Origin of the sequence: Sutcliffiella rhizosphaerae, from assembly GCF_917563925.1 — a bacterium.
Lineage (GTDB): Bacteria > Bacillota > Bacilli > Bacillales > Bacillaceae_I > Sutcliffiella_A > Sutcliffiella_A rhizosphaerae.
Genome location: NZ_CAKJTJ010000005.1, coordinates 80,015 through 96,017, shown reverse-complemented (window position 1 = coordinate 96,017; position 16,003 = coordinate 80,015). Strand labels below are relative to the sequence as shown.

The 16,003-nt window shown below is 35.1% G+C and carries 16 protein-coding genes; 2 read left to right on the top strand and 14 right to left on the bottom strand.

Annotation, left to right across the window (positions count from 1 at the left end):
* Window positions 1-181: 181 nt before the first annotated feature.
* From LRP81_RS06675 to LRP81_RS06645, 7 genes are all read right to left on the bottom strand, one after another.
* Window positions 182-1,876: a M3 family oligoendopeptidase gene (locus tag LRP81_RS06675; RefSeq protein WP_230500482.1), complete on the bottom strand. Its 1,695-nt coding sequence runs from the start codon at window positions 1,874-1,876 to the stop codon at window positions 182-184.
* A gap of 272 nt (window positions 1,877-2,148) precedes the next feature.
* The gene (locus tag LRP81_RS06670; protein WP_399207205.1) at window positions 2,149-2,604 is read right to left on the bottom strand and encodes a MarR family winged helix-turn-helix transcriptional regulator; all 456 of its coding nucleotides are present in this window, start codon (window positions 2,602-2,604) and stop codon (window positions 2,149-2,151) included.
* Window positions 2,605-2,687: 83 nt separating this feature from the next.
* Window positions 2,688-4,250, bottom strand: coding sequence for a bifunctional metallophosphatase/5'-nucleotidase (locus LRP81_RS06665; RefSeq protein ID WP_230500480.1), 1,563 nt, complete (start codon window positions 4,248-4,250; stop codon window positions 2,688-2,690).
* A gap of 71 nt (window positions 4,251-4,321) precedes the next feature.
* Window positions 4,322-5,119 carry a phosphonate ABC transporter, permease protein PhnE gene (gene phnE, locus LRP81_RS06660; protein ID WP_230500479.1) on the bottom strand — a complete coding sequence of 266 codons (798 nt, stop codon included), beginning with the start codon at window positions 5,117-5,119 and terminating at the stop codon, window positions 4,322-4,324.
* Window positions 5,119-5,919, bottom strand: coding sequence for a phosphonate ABC transporter, permease protein PhnE (phnE, locus tag LRP81_RS06655; RefSeq protein WP_230500478.1), 801 nt, complete (start codon window positions 5,917-5,919; stop codon window positions 5,119-5,121). The genes phnE (LRP81_RS06660) and phnE (LRP81_RS06655) overlap by 1 nt, the downstream gene beginning before the upstream one ends.
* Window positions 5,916-6,689 (bottom strand): phosphonate ABC transporter ATP-binding protein, encoded by a 774-nt coding sequence (gene phnC / locus LRP81_RS06650; protein ID WP_230500477.1) that lies wholly within the window; start codon window positions 6,687-6,689, stop codon window positions 5,916-5,918. The genes phnE (LRP81_RS06655) and phnC overlap by 4 nt, the downstream gene beginning before the upstream one ends.
* Before the next feature lie 96 nt (window positions 6,690-6,785).
* A complete protein-coding gene (locus LRP81_RS06645; protein ID WP_230500476.1) occupies window positions 6,786-7,748 on the bottom strand; it encodes a phosphate/phosphite/phosphonate ABC transporter substrate-binding protein in 963 nt (320 codons plus the stop codon).
* 592 nt (window positions 7,749-8,340) lie between these two features.
* Here LRP81_RS06645 and LRP81_RS06640 point away from each other — a divergent pair.
* The gene (locus LRP81_RS06640) at window positions 8,341-9,072 is read left to right on the top strand and encodes a ZIP family metal transporter (protein ID WP_230500475.1); all 732 of its coding nucleotides are present in this window, start codon (window positions 8,341-8,343) and stop codon (window positions 9,070-9,072) included.
* On the opposite strand, the gene LRP81_RS06635 is transcribed toward LRP81_RS06640, so the two are convergent.
* Entirely contained in the window at window positions 9,044-9,277 is a 234-nt protein-coding gene (locus tag LRP81_RS06635; RefSeq protein ID WP_230500474.1) for an aspartyl-phosphate phosphatase Spo0E family protein, read from the bottom strand. The two genes, LRP81_RS06640 and LRP81_RS06635, sit on opposite strands and share 29 nt — an antisense overlap.
* Before the next feature lie 232 nt (window positions 9,278-9,509).
* Here LRP81_RS06635 and LRP81_RS06630 point away from each other — a divergent pair, with 232 nt between their 5' ends.
* Window positions 9,510-10,253 (top strand): divergent polysaccharide deacetylase family protein, encoded by a 744-nt coding sequence (locus tag LRP81_RS06630; RefSeq protein ID WP_230500601.1) that lies wholly within the window; start codon window positions 9,510-9,512, stop codon window positions 10,251-10,253.
* Between the two features lie 119 nt (window positions 10,254-10,372).
* Here the strand turns inward: LRP81_RS06630 and cbpA are convergent, their stop codons facing one another.
* From cbpA to mtnW, 6 genes are all read right to left on the bottom strand, one after another.
* Window positions 10,373-11,011 (bottom strand): cyclic di-AMP binding protein CbpA, encoded by a 639-nt coding sequence (cbpA, locus tag LRP81_RS06625; RefSeq protein WP_230500473.1) that lies wholly within the window; start codon window positions 11,009-11,011, stop codon window positions 10,373-10,375.
* Window positions 11,012-11,121: 110 nt separating this feature from the next.
* A complete protein-coding gene (locus LRP81_RS06620; protein ID WP_230500472.1) occupies window positions 11,122-12,459 on the bottom strand; it encodes a CoA-disulfide reductase in 1,338 nt (445 codons plus the stop codon).
* Between the two features lie 363 nt (window positions 12,460-12,822).
* Entirely contained in the window at window positions 12,823-13,356 is a 534-nt protein-coding gene (locus LRP81_RS06615) for a 1,2-dihydroxy-3-keto-5-methylthiopentene dioxygenase (protein WP_230500471.1), read from the bottom strand.
* A gap of 19 nt (window positions 13,357-13,375) precedes the next feature.
* Window positions 13,376-14,020, bottom strand: coding sequence for a methylthioribulose 1-phosphate dehydratase (locus LRP81_RS06610; protein WP_230500470.1), 645 nt, complete (start codon window positions 14,018-14,020; stop codon window positions 13,376-13,378).
* Window positions 14,017-14,676 carry a 2-hydroxy-3-keto-5-methylthiopentenyl-1-phosphate phosphatase gene (locus tag LRP81_RS06605; protein ID WP_230500469.1) on the bottom strand — a complete coding sequence of 220 codons (660 nt, stop codon included), beginning with the start codon at window positions 14,674-14,676 and terminating at the stop codon, window positions 14,017-14,019. The genes LRP81_RS06610 and LRP81_RS06605 overlap by 4 nt, the downstream gene beginning before the upstream one ends.
* Window positions 14,673-15,917, bottom strand: a complete 1,245-nt coding sequence (gene mtnW, locus LRP81_RS06600; RefSeq protein ID WP_230500468.1) for a 2,3-diketo-5-methylthiopentyl-1-phosphate enolase — start codon at window positions 15,915-15,917, stop codon at window positions 14,673-14,675. The genes LRP81_RS06605 and mtnW overlap by 4 nt, the downstream gene beginning before the upstream one ends.
* Between the last annotated feature and the right edge of the window lie 86 nt (window positions 15,918-16,003).

The following is a 16,003-nucleotide window of genomic DNA, read 5'->3' as shown; positions in this document are numbered from 1 at the left end:
TATGTTAGTATTTTCATTCAATCATCTATATATCGTACCGCTTTTTTCTAATTAATGAATGAATAACTTTTTTGGGATTGGTTATACTATATCTTCTCTATTCTACAAAATTAGTCCTAAAAGGGAAAGAAATATCTATATAATAAAAGCTGTCGTAAATTGCACGACAGCTTTTATCTAATTAAAGTGATTTATCATCTACTTCATTCAAGTATGCCTCTATTTCATCTACAACCGATTTTACACATCCATCTTCGAAAGGAGACCTTAATCCAGCCACTTTAACAAGCTCTGTAAAGGATTTACTGCCTCCCTGTTTGCAGAGGTTGAGGTAGGATTCCCATGCTTTTTCTTGATTTTCAACTGCCAGTTTCCAATATTGAAGGGCACAAATTTGTGCAAGTGTATAATCAATATAATAAAACGGACTTTGGTATATATGCCCTTGACGCTGCCAAAATCCACCTGATTCCAAGTAAGGATTGCCGTCATAATCTCTGTGAGGCAAATATTTTTTTTCTAAATCGCTCCATGCCTTATTTCTCTCTGCCGGAGAAGCTTCAGGGTTTTCATAAATAAAATGTTGAAATTCATCAACCGCTACTCCATATGGAAGGAAAATAATAGCACTACATAAATGGGCAAACTTATATTTTTCTGTTTCATCTTCAAAAAACAGGTCCATCCAAGGCCATGTGAAAAATTCCATACTCATGGAATGAATTTCACATGCTTCATAGGTAGGCCAATTATATTCTGGCACTTCAAAATCACGACTCATATATACTTGAAAAGCATGTCCTGCTTCATGTGTCAGAACGTCTATGTCTCCACTCGTGCCGTTAAAGTTAGAAAATATAAATGGTGTTTTATAATTTGGGATGTATGTACAATATCCCCCTGCTTCTTTACCTTTTTTAGCAACGAGATCCATTAGATTCCTATCAATCATAAATTGGAAAAATTCGTTTGTCTCATTAGAAAGTTCTTCATACATCTTTTTTCCATTTTCAATGATCCACTCTGGAGAACCTTTAGGTTTAGCATTTCCGGTCTTGAAATTATACCCTTCGTCATAAAACTTCAAAGAGTTAACACCAATGCGCTCCTGCTGCTTTTTACGAAGACTCGATGCAAGGGGGACAATGAATTCCTTTACTTGCTCACGGAATTTTGACACCATTTCTGCATTGTAGTCAGTCCTTGTCATTCGAGCATAACCAAGTTCCACAAAATTTTTATAGCCAAGTTTTTGCGCGATTTTTGTACGTATTTTTACTAATTCGTCAAAAATGTTATCAAATTGTTCCTGATTTTCTTTGAAAAAGCCAAATTTTGCTTCAACTGCTTCTTTTCTTATATCACGGTTATCTTCCTCTGTATATGGATCCAATTGTGCAAGAGTCAATTCTTGATCACGGAAATTTATTTTTGCAGATGCAATTAACTTTGAATATTTGGTTGTTAATTTATTTTCTTGTTGCAAGTACTCAATAATTGAATCATCGAACGTTTTCAATTCGCACTGCGCTAATGCAAAAAGCTGTTTTCCCCATTTAGTCTCAAGTTCGTTGCGGAAAGGAGATTCGATAAGCGCTTTATAAAACTTAGTATCCAATGCTTTTGTCAAAGGTTCTATTTCATCTAGAAAATCCTGTTCCTCTTTATAATATTCATCATTCGTGTTAATCGAATGGCGAATATATACAAGATTAAATTCCGTACTTAGCTGATTTCGAATATCATTAATCACTCTTATTGCATCTTCCTGAAATTCCACAGATTCAGCGGATTTAAATGTATTAAGTGCAGCCATAAACTTTTCTTCTACCTCATCCATTTTAGGACGAGTATATACAAACTCTTCAAATTTCATTTCGTAATTTCCCCTTTATAACAGATTCATCATAAAGACATTCGACAAAAGTTACTCAAAACCTCTAACTTATAAGTATTTTTTCCCATAACATTTACTGAATGTGAAAAAACCGACTTTTATAGAAAAGTCGGTTCAATAGGGCAATCATAATCCTTACCAGAAATCGCAAGTAAGTTAATAGTCACGCACTTGGAAAGAAAAAAAGAATACCTTATATTGCGAAATACATTATGGGAAGCGAATAGCAATGAACTTTAATTTAAAATTTTTTAAGACTGATCTGTTATCGGCTGTACATATAGTCCAAGCTTTTTAATTAATTCAATCGCTTCTTTTTTTTCTTCTTGAGATAATCCACCTAAGAGAGTATGAATGTGTTCTTCATGTTTAGGAAATATCTCCTTAAGCAATTCTTTTCCTTTGTCTGTAATATGGGCATATGTGACCCGTCGATCCTTTGGACAGGCCTTTCTAGCAAGAAGTCCCTTTCCTTCTAATTTATCGACCACATAGGTAATACTACCACTTGCTAAAAGGATTTTTCCGCCAATCTGTTGAAGAGGCTGATCTCCTTTATGATATAGTAGTTCAAGTACCGCAAATTCAGTAGGGTTCAACTCAAAGGACTGTATAGATTTATTAGCTTGGTCATTGATTGCCCGGAAAGCACGGGAAAGTACAATGAATAATTTAAGGGACGTGTCCAGTTCCATTCTTTCTGCCATCATATTTTCATTCCTTTTCAAATATCTTGAATTAAGACTAATGTTAATGCAATAATCTAAGTTAGTCAATTATCTCAGAAAAACTACCAAATAATTTTCCAGTTATTATTGACAGTTGCTTCTATTTCTCGTTTTTCTAGAATGTAATTAGCAATCAGCTCAGACATATCCATTGGGATATCCTTTATGACGGGCTTATTTTTGTACATGATATAATCCCCACCGCCACCAGCGCGATAATTGTTCATGACTACTTCATATTCTTTACTCAAGTCCAAAACGCATTCATTTCTTTCTAGTTTAATCACTCTTTCTCCAACCGGTTTACTTATATCAAGTATGTAGTCAATTCCCTCCCACATATCATAATTATAATGCTGTGGCTTAGGTGTGGTAAAAGAAGGATTAACATCTAATTTGCCATCTGAATTGATAATAAAATAAGTTGCAGAACGTTCCAATGCATCTTTTATATCCTGCCCTGTGATTTTTATTACCTTTAAAGTGTTTGGATATATATAATTAGATACAATATCTCTCATTGTGACATCACTAGGAAATCCTAGTGCATTGTTGTGAAATAATGCGGTATTGGAAATTGTTGCTCCGGAAACATGCATTTGAACTTTGTTGATAAATTCTATTAGCGCGTGATCCCTTGTCCGAATTTCTTGAGCATTAGACATGGACATATCTCCTTTTATCTTTCCAATTGGCTTATCAAGCCACATCTGTGTTGCTTGTTCGTATTCTTTAATTATCTCGATTACCTCTTGATCTGGACTAACTTCATCAAGTGAAACTAATGAAGCTTCTTTGCGAATTACTTCCCATTTCCCATTTCTTTTATCTAACGTAATATCCGCCTGACCAACTATATTTCCACTTACACCAGGTTGAAGAACTAAAACACCATTTATTTTTGTTGCGATCTTTCGGTGCTGATGTCCAGTTAATAGAACATCAATCCCGCTAATTTCTTTGCACATTTTATATCCTTGATTTTCCCCAGTTAGTGTTTCTGTTTGCTGCCCTGATAAGGGATCCCGCTCAAACCCACCGTGGTAGCTAACGACCAATAAATCTGGATTTTCGTTTATTTGAATAAAGTTGACCCATTTCTTAGTGGACTCATAAGCATCTTCAAATGATAACCCTTTAATATGTTCTGGATTTTCCCAATTTGGAATATAGTGAGTAGTTACACCTAGAATAACAATCCTTACATCTTCTACTACTTTAATTATATAGGGCTTTCCCAAAAAAGGCACTCCCGTTTCTTCTTCAAGAATATTGGCGGATAACCAAGGAAAGTCAGAAGAATTGACTGCTTGTTTTAGAATAGCATCACCATAGTTAAATTCGTGGTTTCCAATAACGGCAGCATCATATTGAAGATGATTTAACACTTTTATCATTGGATTTTCTTTAGTTGAAAGCTTTTTGACATAATGATATGTAAGTGGTGTACCTTGAATCAGATCTCCATTATCTATTGTTAGAACGTTCGGATTCTTTTCTCGTAATTCTTTTAAATATGTTGATACTTTTGCCAGCCCTGCAGGTAGATACTTATTATTACCGTAATTGATTGGCAGAATTGAACCATGTAAATCACTAGTTTCTACAATGGATAATCGTAGCATGATAAAACTCCCTCCCTTTATGCTGAACATAAGAAAGAGTTGATCATAAGATCAACCCCTCCAATTTTCACTTATACAATTCGTTTTCTAATGGATGAAGAAAGGAAGTCAATAATTGTTACAACAATAATGATGACTAACAATATCAGACCCATCTCTTCCCAATTTCGATTCATCTGCGCAAATTGGATAAGCGTACCAATACCACCTGCACCAACAATTCCTAGAATAGTAGATGCACGGACATCAATTTCAAATCGGTATATTGCATACGATAAAAATTCCGGAATAATTTGAGGGATTACCCCGTGGAATAATATTTGAACTTTATTTGCTCCACTGGCTTCCATTGCTTCTACAATATTCATATCAATTGATTCAAGGACTTCAGAATATAATTTCCCGAGCATTCCAGTCGAACCGATTGCAATAGCCATAACCCCAGCAAAAGGATTTGGACCAACTGCAACAACGAAAAGGATAGCCAAAATCAAATCTGGAAAGGCCCTAACTCCACTAAGAATCCACTTCCCAAACGTTGTAAGGATTTTACTTTTAGTCATATTTTGAGCGGCTAAAAATCCTAGAGGGATCGCTAAAATAGCTGCCATCAATGAACCTGCGAAAGCAATGTAGAGTGTTTCTACCATCGCTGACCAAACCTTACCTATTGCAGACCATTCCGGGCTAAATAGCCTTGGAATAACTCTTTGAAAGTTATTTACCATTCTCTCAGCTGCTCTTACCCAGTTAATATCAATACTTACAAAGGTCCACACATACATCAAGAGAAGAAATAGGAATATTCCCCAATTTCTTAATAGTTTAATAGGCGATTTTTTCTTTTTTGGAGGCAATATTAGTTCCATTATACAATCGCCTCCCTTATCTTAGTTGAAATGTATTCAATAATGACAACCATTGCAAAAATGACAATGATAATCAACATGGCATTTGGATAGTTATAGAATTTCAATTGTTGACTAAGGACAATCCCGATTCCACCCGCTCCAACTAACCCAAGGACTACGGATGCACGGATATTAATTTCAAATACATATAATACAAATGATACAAACTGAGGTAACACTTGAGGCACAAGGGCAAATGCAATTTTCTGAAGTGTGTTTGCACCTGAGGCACTCATTGCTTCCATTGGGTTCATGTCAACAGACTCAATTGTTTCACTTATCAATTTTGCTAAAATACCTAAAGAAAAAATAATTAGTGCTAAAATACCTGGTAACACACCGATCCCAAAAAGCCCTACAAAAATAACTGCAAGTACTAAGTCTGGAATAGTACGTAAAATATTTAGTATCGTCCGAACAAATGTATACAAAAATTTATTAGTTGTAACGTTTTGAGCTGCTAATAAGCTCAATGGGATACATAATAAAGCTGCAACAGTAGTTGCAATAATTGCCATTTGAATGGTGGTTGCTAATGGATTTAAAATATGCACAAAAACATTAAAATTAGGTGGAAAAAATTTAAATAATACCGTAAACATATTCGGTAGACCCTTTATTAGATCTCCAAGTGTAGCATTTGTTTTAACAGTACTTAAAATATAGAAACCAATAACCGCAGCAAAGATTAAGGTTAACCTAAATTTTGTTTTTGCTGGAAGTAGTGAAGGAGCCACTTTATTATCTTCTATCTTCACTCTTCCACACCTCCGCGCAAATCGTCCTCACGAATCGCACGACCATAAATCTCTTCAAAGGTTTTTTCAGTCACCTCAGAAACAGGTCCATCAAACACAACTTCTCCTGCTCTCATCCCAATTATACGATCTGCATATTCCATTGCCATATCAATAAAGTGAAGATTTACGATAGTTGTAATATTATCTTCCTTATTAATTTTCTTTAAATAAGTCATAACTTGATGGGAGGTTGGTGGATCTAAAGAAGCTACTGGCTCATCTGCCAGAATATATCTTGGCTTTTGAGTTAAAACACGAGCTATACTTACACGTTGTTGTTGTCCACCACTTAATTCATCAGCGCGATTATAAAGTTTTTCTTCGATGTTTACACGTTTTAAGCTTTCGTAAGCAAGAGCCATGTCCTCTTTTTTAAATAAATTGAACATCGAACGTAATGTTCCGGTATATCCTAAACGACCAGCAAGAACATTTTTCAAAACATTAGATCTTTTAACTAAATTGTAGTTCTGAAAGATCATTCCCACTTTAGTCCGTAATTTTCTAAGATCAGTGTTGCGATATGTTAGAATGTTTTGATTATCTACAATTAATTCACCTGATGTCGGGGTAACCAATCGATTAATACTTCTAATAAAAGTAGATTTCCCCGCTCCTGATAAACCTACAATTACAACAAATTCACCTTCATTAATGGTAACATTTACATTTTTCAACCCTTTAGTTCCATTTGGATATACTAGTGAAACATCTTTAAATTCAATCACGTCGCTGTAACCCCCTCAATACTGGATATACATAACAAAATAGGGGAAGCAACCTCCCCCTAGATTGCACGCATATTTAATTGCTTCCGCTCTTTATTAGAAAGAGATGGAATCTTTGAATTTTTCGTAAGTCTTTTTAACTACTTCGTACTCACCATCAGTAGCTGTAGTAATTTCATCCCAGTTATAAACTTCATTCATGATTTGAATCATTTCTGGATCTTCATTTAAAGATAAGAATACTGTTTTAATTTTTTCAACTAGCTCTTTGTCTAATTCTTTTGTAACAGAAATTGTGTCATTTGGAATGTCTTCTGTGTAACCAATAACTTTTAATTTTTCCAAAATGTCAGGATATTCTTCTTCAAGTGTAGTACGAACATCATCAAATGTAGTTGCTACATCTGCATCACCTTCATATACAGCGATTGCAGCTGTATCATGACCACCAGTTTGTAACGTATCAGAGAAGAAATCCATTTGTAAGTCTTGTGTAGTTGCAATATTAAACTCATCCATTAATTGAGAAGCTGGGAATAAGAATCCAGAAGTAGAAGTTGGATCAGCATATGCCCATACTTTCCCTTCTAAGTCTGCTAATGTTTCAATTCCAGAATCAGCATGCACTACGTATTGTGCTTTGTAAGTACCGCTTCCACGTCTCATAGATTTAAGAATAACTTCAACGTCATATTGTTCGTTTGCTAAAACATATCCAAAAGCAGGAATGAAACCAACTTGTACTTGGTTAGAACCCATAGCCTCGATTAAAGCAGTATAGTCAGTCATTACACGACCTTCTACTTCAATTCCAAGTTCTTCTCCAAGACGATTCGCAAGAGGCTCAACAGTGTCTGCAATAGATTCAGAATCTTGTGAAGGTACAAACCCCATTACAATTTTATCAGGAGTTGTTGCTTGTTCTCCGCTAGTGTTGTCATTGCCTGTGTTGCTGTTACCCGTAGCATTTGAATTACCATTTCCAGAATTACTGCTTCCACATGCAGCTAAGCTGATTGCTAAAATTGCAACCAAGAATACTGTTAAAAACTTTTTCATTCTGTTTATCCCCCTAAGAATATTTATGGTGTTCTCTCACACAATTCAAATTATAGCGAATGTTCCCTAATAATGGCTACATTTTTTTCAGTTTTTTTACAAATAGTTAAAATTTTTTACACTTTATCCTATTTTTATAGGTTATATTACACGGGTATTTACAATTTCTTAATAATTAATCGTCATTTATGTAAATTTCTGTTGATTTTTATCAGTACAAGGTCTGATGATTGATGAAAGACGTCATTTTTCTTCATTTTGGATGGACTTTCATCCGATTTTAGATAAATGGAAAATAGACTTTAAATGTTGATGAAAAAAAAGTATGGTAAGTATCTATTCGCTTAAAATAGAAGAGGTACATCCCTATGAGAAGTTTTTTACGCTTGTATCTGCACATAAAATTGATACAATATGCATAGTACATAAAAGATTTACTTTTTTAATTAAATTATTTACCTCCCCCTTTATAATGTGGAAGTAAATGATTTGTTCAATTGTTGATATTTTAAACTAGTCCTACTAATAATGTTTTTAACAAAAAAATCTATTTACTATAGAAAGATTAAACCTAGAAAGGAATACATAGATTATGAACGAAGCTTTGTTAGGAAGTGTACTTGCTGCAATGTCAACCGGCATTGGTGCATTACCCATACTTTTTTTAAGAAACACCCTGACACACCGCTTTAGGGACACGCTTCTTGCATTTACAGCAGGAATCATGATGGCTGCTGCTACAATGAGTTTAATTCCAGAATCATTATCATATGGAGGGTTTATACCATTTGGAATTGGTATATTACTCGGTGTATTCACTCTAACTCTTTTAGAAAAATCTATACCTCATATTGATTTGGAACATAATAGACGGGGAATTGCTTTTGATCAAAAAGCAATGTTAATAATAGCTGCCATTACTTTACACAACATCCCTGAAGGATTATCTGTTGGTGTAAGCTATGCATCAGATGCTGAGGAGACTGGAAACTTAATCGCATTTGCAATTGGATTGCAAAATGCTCCTGAAGGTTTTTTAGTAGCATTGTTTTTAATAAATCAGAAAATTTCTAGATGGAAGGCTTTTGTAGTAGCAACACTTACTGGAATTGTAGAAATACCAATGGCTATGCTTGGGTTCTATTTAACATCATTCATTTCATCTTTAGTACCATATGGACTTGCTTTTGCTGCTGGTGCAATGCTTTATATCATATATAAGGAATTAATTCCGGAGAGTCATGGGGATGGTCATGAAACATCTTCTACCTATTCTTTTATTTTTGGCCTTCTCTTTATGATTTTGTTGATTCAAATATTTTAGCCGTTCTTTGTGAGCGGTTTTTTGTCATTTCTCGATTACTTTCATAAGTGAGTTCCTGATATTGATAAATTAGCTTGTCCAAGTCTTGACTACACTTTATAGTTTGTTCACTAATATAGCCTGTCTTGTTGGCAACCACTATCATCGTATCTCTTTTCTCTTTAATTAATAATAGTAGATGATCTACGTATCCCTCATATGACAACGTTATTCGCCCCTTTAATCTGATAATGTCCACTTTGAATTATTACAATATTTTCTATAATTGTAAATAGAATCGCAAAGTTAGACATTTTTTTCATAGAATTAATATTCATGTTTATGTAAAAAATAGGGGCAAGATTCTAGAGATAAAAAAAGCGTAGCAGAAATTGTCGAATACAAAAATTAGAGCGGGAGGTGTACTATTGAGATTTATTTTTTGTTGTCTTGCTTGTATTTCCATTTTTAATTTCCCTGTACAAGCTACCCATGCCGAAAAACAAATCAATAATAAAGTGGCCATTGTCATTGATGATCTTGGTAATAACATGAAAGGGACTGAAGAAATACTGTATCTTCCCGTAAATTTGACAGTTGCTGTGATGCCTTTTCTGCCAAGTACAAAAAATGACGCTGAATTGGCTCATAAACTGGGACATGAGGTTATTCTCCATTTACCAATGGAACCCCTTAAAGGAAAGAGTAGTTGGCTAGGACCTGGTGCCATTACTTCAACACTAACCGATGAGGAAATATATAAAAGAGTAAACGAGGCTATTGATTCCGTCCCATTTGCAGTAGGAATTAACAACCATATGGGTTCAAAAATAACAGCCAATAAACATATAATGAGGATTATCCTTGGAGTCTGTAAAGAACGGAACCTCTATTTTCTAGACAGCAAGACTTCACATAAAAGTGTTGTCTCCGAAACTGCTGCCGAATTAGGTGTCCCTTATTTAGAAAATGAGTTGTTTTTCGATGAAATAATGACAACCAATCATATTGTGAAACAAACTAACCAACTTATAAAAAAAACGGAAGTGGATGACTCTATTATTGCCATTGGTCATGTTGGAATTGCAGGAGATAAAACCGCTAACGTTTTAAAGGAATATATCCCTATACTTCAAAAGCGTGCTGAAATAGTGACTTTATCAAATTTATTGATTGAAAAAGAATTGTTGCCTAATAACTAATTTTTTTCCATTTGTCTTGAGCCTCCCTAGTGAAATTAATGGAGGCTCAAGATAACAGCTGTTTCTAAAGGAGTCTGCCCCTTTTTTGTTGAAAGAACAATTTTTCCTTACACAGTTTATTATTTTTCTACATCTATTTGATCGACATGTGTAACTCGGAATTCTTTTTCTCCAAGCTTTTTTACAAGTTTATCTAATTTCTCTTTCGATAGTTCAGCAGGAAGATTCACAATAATACGCCTCAAATATTTCTCTCCATTATCAAGTGTCAGCATTCCATCAATATTGATATCTTTTAACATGGAAACTAAATCCTTAATCGCACCTTTGTGCTCAATTGTGGCAATTGTCAACGTATAACCACCAGTTGTCATACCGAATGAATCTGCTAATACATCCATTACATTTGCATGTGTTAATATCCCTAAAAACTCATTTTCATCATTTATCACAGCTATAAAAGGTAATCGTTTAATTGTAAAAAAGGCTTTGAAAAATGACTCTTCCTCAAATATGAAAGCATCCTCGTTTTGAATCAATACTTCAACGGGATCTTCTTCGCTACCTTTTCCTTCGTACAGATGATCAAGTAAATGAACTTTATATACTAATCCAATAAAATTCCGCCCGTCGTTAGACAAGACTGGAATACAACGATAACCTGAATCTTTTATTTTTTCATATGCTTGCTTTACGGTGTAACTTGGTTCACAATACTGTACATCCTTTTTATCAACAAAATTATAACGCACCTTCATGCATATCCCACTCCTTCGTTAACTACTCTCTTTTTTTGTAGTAGAACTACCATACCATTAGTATAACTGTTTTACCGGATAAAGAAAATTCATAATATTGCAATAAATTATTATTTAGCTGCATTTGCTGCTATTTGTACTGCATCCCAAACAGTTGCATAGGGAGGTGCATAACTTAGGTCAAGCATTCCAATTTGGGTTGTTGTCATTTTATTTGTTATCGCCACCACAAACACATCGAGACGTTTTGCAATCGAATCATCCTTGCTCAGCATTTGAGCACCTAATAGAATTTTGGAATTCTTTTCATACACAAGCTTGATGACAATTTTTTCTGTTTCAGGGTAGTGGGCAGCGTGATTATTCGTTTTTACCACTACTGTGTCATATTCTACGTTTTCTTCTTTTGCCTGTTTTTCTGTAATTCCAGTCATACCCACAGTCCAATCTAGCACTTTAACGACATTTGTACCTACAATTCCCGGAAAATTCGTTGAAATTCCAGCCATATTTGAAGCAGCAATGCGACCATGTTTATTTGCAGTTGTTCCTAGTGCTATATTGACTTGCTTATTCAAAATTAAATGATGACTTGTCGCGCAATCTCCTGCAGCATAAATATCAGCAATGCTCGTTTGCTGTTGTGAGTTAACAATAATTGCTCCATTATCTAGCATGTTTATTCCTAATTCTTTGATAAATTCTGTATTCGGTTTATTTCCTATATTTACAATCACAGCATCTACATCATAACTAGTTCGATCTGTAATGATATGTGTTACTGATTTATCTTGGACTCTTAGCTCTTTTACTTTTTCCCCTGTGCTAATTGTAACTCTGTCATTTAGAGAATCTGCTAATACATCTACCATATCCTTATCATAATTGGGTAGAATCTGATCCTGGAGCTCAATTACACAAACTTCCTTTTTTAAAGCTATCATAGACTCTACCAATTCCATACCGATATATCCTGCACCTATAATTCCTACTTTTTTTATTTCCTCATCTTGAAAGAATTCTCTCATGTTTATCCCGTCATCCATTGACTTTAAGGTATGAACATTTTTTACTTCTTTTGGTACAAATGGGGGAATTATCGGTTTTGCTCCTGTTGCAATTAACAATTTATCATACTTGACCGTTTTCTGATGTCCAGTTTGAAGGTCCGTTACATATATAATTTTTTGATTGGGATCTATCCTAGTGACATCATGGTGAATATGCACATGGATGTTACTTTTTTCAAAGTCTTCTTTTGTTCTTGCAAGTAAATCTTGGTGAGATTTTGTTACTCCAGCTATGTAGTAAGGAAGACCACATGCACCGTAAGATATATACGAATCTTTCTCAAAAACTAAAATTTTGACCTTTTTATCCAGTCTTCTAAGTTTGGCTGCAGCACTCATCCCTCCTGCTACTCCACCTATAATGACGACTTGGTCCATTCCATTCCCTCCCTACGTGTCTTTAATTGACTATCATTATATTCCCTCAACTTCCATTTTGTAGTCATGGTTGATTAACATAAAAAGGTGATTTCCATTTAAGGAAATCACCTCAGACTGTTGACAAACCCATTTTTTTAGTCTTTGCATTGAACTGTTGATCTTCGTTACAGACGCTTCGCTTTCCGCGGGCGGTCCGGGAACCTCCTCGGACTGCGTCCTGTGGGGTTTCCCATGTCCCTTCCTCCCGCAGGAGTCTTCGCGTCTTTCACTACGATCAACATGGGAATTGCATTAACTTTAAGAAAAAGTACCTTTGTCTTCACACTGAGGTGATTTCCATTTAAGAAAATCACCTTTTTATTAGTTATTCACTTCTTCTTTATCGTAAATTGGCACCCAGCCTTCTGTTGTCACAAAGATTCGGACAGCAACCACTTTACGGTCAGACATCAAAGTAAAGTAATGCCTTACATTTGGGGGAACCGATATAAGATCACCAGGTTCAAGTTCTACATCAAAAAAGGAACCATCTTTTCCTTGAATGACAAAAATACCGTGGCCACTTACAATGAAGCGAACTTCATCATCTGTGTGATGGTGCTCCTTATTGAAATTTTGTAGGAGCTGCTCTAGATTCGGTGTTGTTTCTGATAAGGAGATAACGTCCTGAGCCTTGTAGCCTCTTTTTAAAGAAATTGCAGCAATTTCTTCTTTGAAAACCTCTAGAATTTCAGTTTTATTTTCATCTGTTAATGCATAATTTTCTGTGAGATGTGAAGGTAATTTAGCAATATCCCAGTTCTCATAAATAACTTCATTTCTGTTTAAAAACTCCTCGACCTGCTTTTTCCCACTTATTCTTTCATCTGTTTCGTGTAATCTGATTTCTGCCATCATATTTCCTCCTCATTCATTAAATTGATATTTCAGCTTGAGTTCGAAGTACATTTTTTACACTTAGTAACTTTAAATGATACGAAAATAAAAACTCCCATGCCTCTAAATGTTTCTTAGCATCAAAAGCTGTTTTTCCCCATACCGTTATTCCGTGATTTCTAATTAAAACGGCCCCAGTGTCTTCTTTTACATAATGGGAAAATTCATTAGCAAGAGAAGGTATATCTGCAAAATTATAGATGATCGGAATCTTTATTTCTGCATCTTCTTCCCATATCCCGAAGGCTTTAATAATCTCCTGACTTTTAAAAACGATTTCTCCAGCATCACCATAAAGTTCAGAAATGACATTATTATCAACAGTATGAATATGTAACGAACACCCTGCATTTGTTTTATTGTAAACTTGTTGGTGAAGCAGCGTTTCTGCAGAAGGTTTTAATGAAGTAGATTCCACTTGTTTTCCATTTTTATCAACAAGTAAGAAATCTTCATTTGTTTTTTTGCGCTTATCCTTTCCACTAGAAGATACTAAGAAATGTAACGGCTCATTTGAGACTTTAATAGAAAGATTTCCACTTGTTCCAAAAAACCAATCTCTGTTTGCTAACTCCTCTTTTACTTCTGCAAGTTCATTCCACCTTTTAAGCAATTGACTCATACTGTCACCACCTTCTTTTTTAATATCTCTATCACGTCATAAAATGTCTCAAACGGAGCAAAGGATATAGAGTGTTCTTCACACTTTTCCATTAAATAATCCCTTGCTATTACTTGATCAGCTAATTTTGCTGCTTCTAAGTCTGTAATGGAATCTCCAATGACAATTTTATGTGTTTTGGAATCTGCTAGATTGCGGATGATAGTTGGTTTACAACAACCACAATCGTTATCACAGTGCTGGTCACAAGCATGTGGCCATAGAATGGAAATTGTTTTACTTGAGAAGTCTGAAACGTTACAGTAAATATTTTTCTTTTCAATATATTTTTCAAGAATTGGATAGACAAAAAAGTCAATTCCACCTGAAACAATATACAAAGGTATTTGTTCTTGCTTTGTATACGCTACAAACTCTTTAAAGCCTTTTCTAATTTCTGCATGATTAACGATAAAATTTGTTATTTCTTCTCTTTGAGATGAAGGCAGTAGCGCAAACATTTTGCCGACGCCTTCCTTAATTGATATCTCTTGTGCTAAAACTTTGTCTTTTATATCATCCCACTCTTTTGGGGCATATTTTTTCATAATAGCGATAATATTATCACTATTTGTAATGGTTCCATCGAAATCACAAAAAATCATTCGCCCACTCATTTTGCGACCTCTACGCTTCCCCATTGCTTAAGGGCTACCTTTAATTCCTCATGAGTTTCTCCGTAATTTTCCAATGTTTCGCCAGCAAGTACCGCATCAACTGCCTGACGGAATGCTTTTCCTCCAGCTGCAGGGCCGAACTGATGACCATGCACCCCACCACCTGCATTGATAATGGCATCATTTCCAAAATCCTGATACAAAAGTGGAACTAGTCCAGGATAAATACCTGCAGATGGAACTGGAATAGTCTTTTTGATATGTGAGTCATTAACCGTAAGAGCATCTCTAATTCCTAATGCCTGTTCTTTTGCTATTGCGACACTTCCATAAGGGGAAGGAAAAAGCGAGAAATCTGCACCTGCATAACGAAGTAGTTTACCTAGAAGAAGTTCATTGGATATACCATAAAATTCAGAAGGTGTTGTGGCACCACTTACTGCAGGATGAGCCATGATAGGTACCATTATGTCATTATCTTCCGCTAAACTTTGTAGAGTATCAAGTCCATAGGCAAATGCATTAAATAATAATGCATCTGCTCCTAAGTCTACCGCTCGCTTAGCTTTTTCCTTTAATTCTAAAGTACGGCCAGTCAGATTTACCGCATACCTTGCACGATGACCTGTTTCTTCATAAACTTCCTCTAAAACCCTCTTACCTTCAGTAATTCTTTTTGCGAAAGGTGTTAGTTCGTTTTCAAAAAGAATTTCATCATCCTTAATAAAATCGACTGTCCCTCTTGCTTGCTCTTTTAATTGATCGGACAAGTATGTTAAATCCTTACCAATTATTCCCTTGAAAATACTCATTACAAATGGTCGGTCATAAACACCTGTCAATTTTCTGAGCCCTTCAATCCCAAATTTCGGCCCAGGGTAGTGCTTTTTCAGTTGTTCATCGAACGTTAAATCCAGAAGTTTGATTTCTCCATCTAGTGACAATTTTCCAAATACAGTCGTTAAGATTGCTGGAAAATCATTTGAAAAATTCAAAGCAGGATATGCTATCTGTATGAGACCTCTCGTTACTTTATGTTCTAAGTAGCTATCCACTCTTGCACTTGCAGAGAATTCTTCAACTCGTACCACTCTGCCTTTATGTTTTTTTAATTGTTCTTTTTCGAGTTGTGGTAAATCCGTCCATGAACCAACAGTAAGACCAAGTGCAATAGCCTCTGCCTTTTTTTCAAGATTGCCTTTTTTATCATGCACTAAATATGTTGCCAATACCTCTGCCATTATGTGCACCCTTTCTATCTAGTCTTTCACGATGATTAATAGATACTTTGCTTCTACGCGATCTTGATTCTGCGAAATTTAGAAAC

What these genes read in the sequence shown, in the direction of transcription:
- LRP81_RS06675 (WP_230500482.1), bottom strand. Translation starts at nt 1,876, where the DNA reads ATGAAATTTGAAGAGTTTGTATATACTCGTCCTAAAATGGATGAGGTA.
- LRP81_RS06670 (WP_399207205.1), bottom strand. Translation starts at nt 2,604, where the DNA reads ATGGCAGAAAGAATGGAACTGGACACGTCCCTTAAATTATTCATTGTA.
- LRP81_RS06665 (WP_230500480.1), bottom strand. Translation starts at nt 4,250, where the DNA reads ATGCTACGATTATCCATTGTAGAAACTAGTGATTTACATGGTTCAATT.
- phnE (WP_230500479.1), bottom strand. Translation starts at nt 5,119, where the DNA reads ATGGAACTAATATTGCCTCCAAAAAAGAAAAAATCGCCTATTAAACTA.
- LRP81_RS06645 (WP_230500476.1), bottom strand. Translation starts at nt 7,748, where the DNA reads ATGAAAAAGTTTTTAACAGTATTCTTGGTTGCAATTTTAGCAATCAGC.
- LRP81_RS06640 (WP_230500475.1), top strand. Translation starts at nt 8,341, where the DNA reads ATGAACGAAGCTTTGTTAGGAAGTGTACTTGCTGCAATGTCAACCGGC.
- cbpA (WP_230500473.1), bottom strand. Translation starts at nt 11,011, where the DNA reads ATGAAGGTGCGTTATAATTTTGTTGATAAAAAGGATGTACAGTATTGT.
- LRP81_RS06620 (WP_230500472.1), bottom strand. Translation starts at nt 12,459, where the DNA reads ATGGACCAAGTCGTCATTATAGGTGGAGTAGCAGGAGGGATGAGTGCT.
- LRP81_RS06615 (WP_230500471.1), bottom strand. Translation starts at nt 13,356, where the DNA reads ATGGCAGAAATCAGATTACACGAAACAGATGAAAGAATAAGTGGGAAA.
- LRP81_RS06610 (WP_230500470.1), bottom strand. Translation starts at nt 14,020, where the DNA reads ATGAGTCAATTGCTTAAAAGGTGGAATGAACTTGCAGAAGTAAAAGAG.
- LRP81_RS06605 (WP_230500469.1), bottom strand. Translation starts at nt 14,676, where the DNA reads ATGAGTGGGCGAATGATTTTTTGTGATTTCGATGGAACCATTACAAAT.
- mtnW (WP_230500468.1), bottom strand. Translation starts at nt 15,917, where the DNA reads ATGGCAGAGGTATTGGCAACATATTTAGTGCATGATAAAAAAGGCAAT.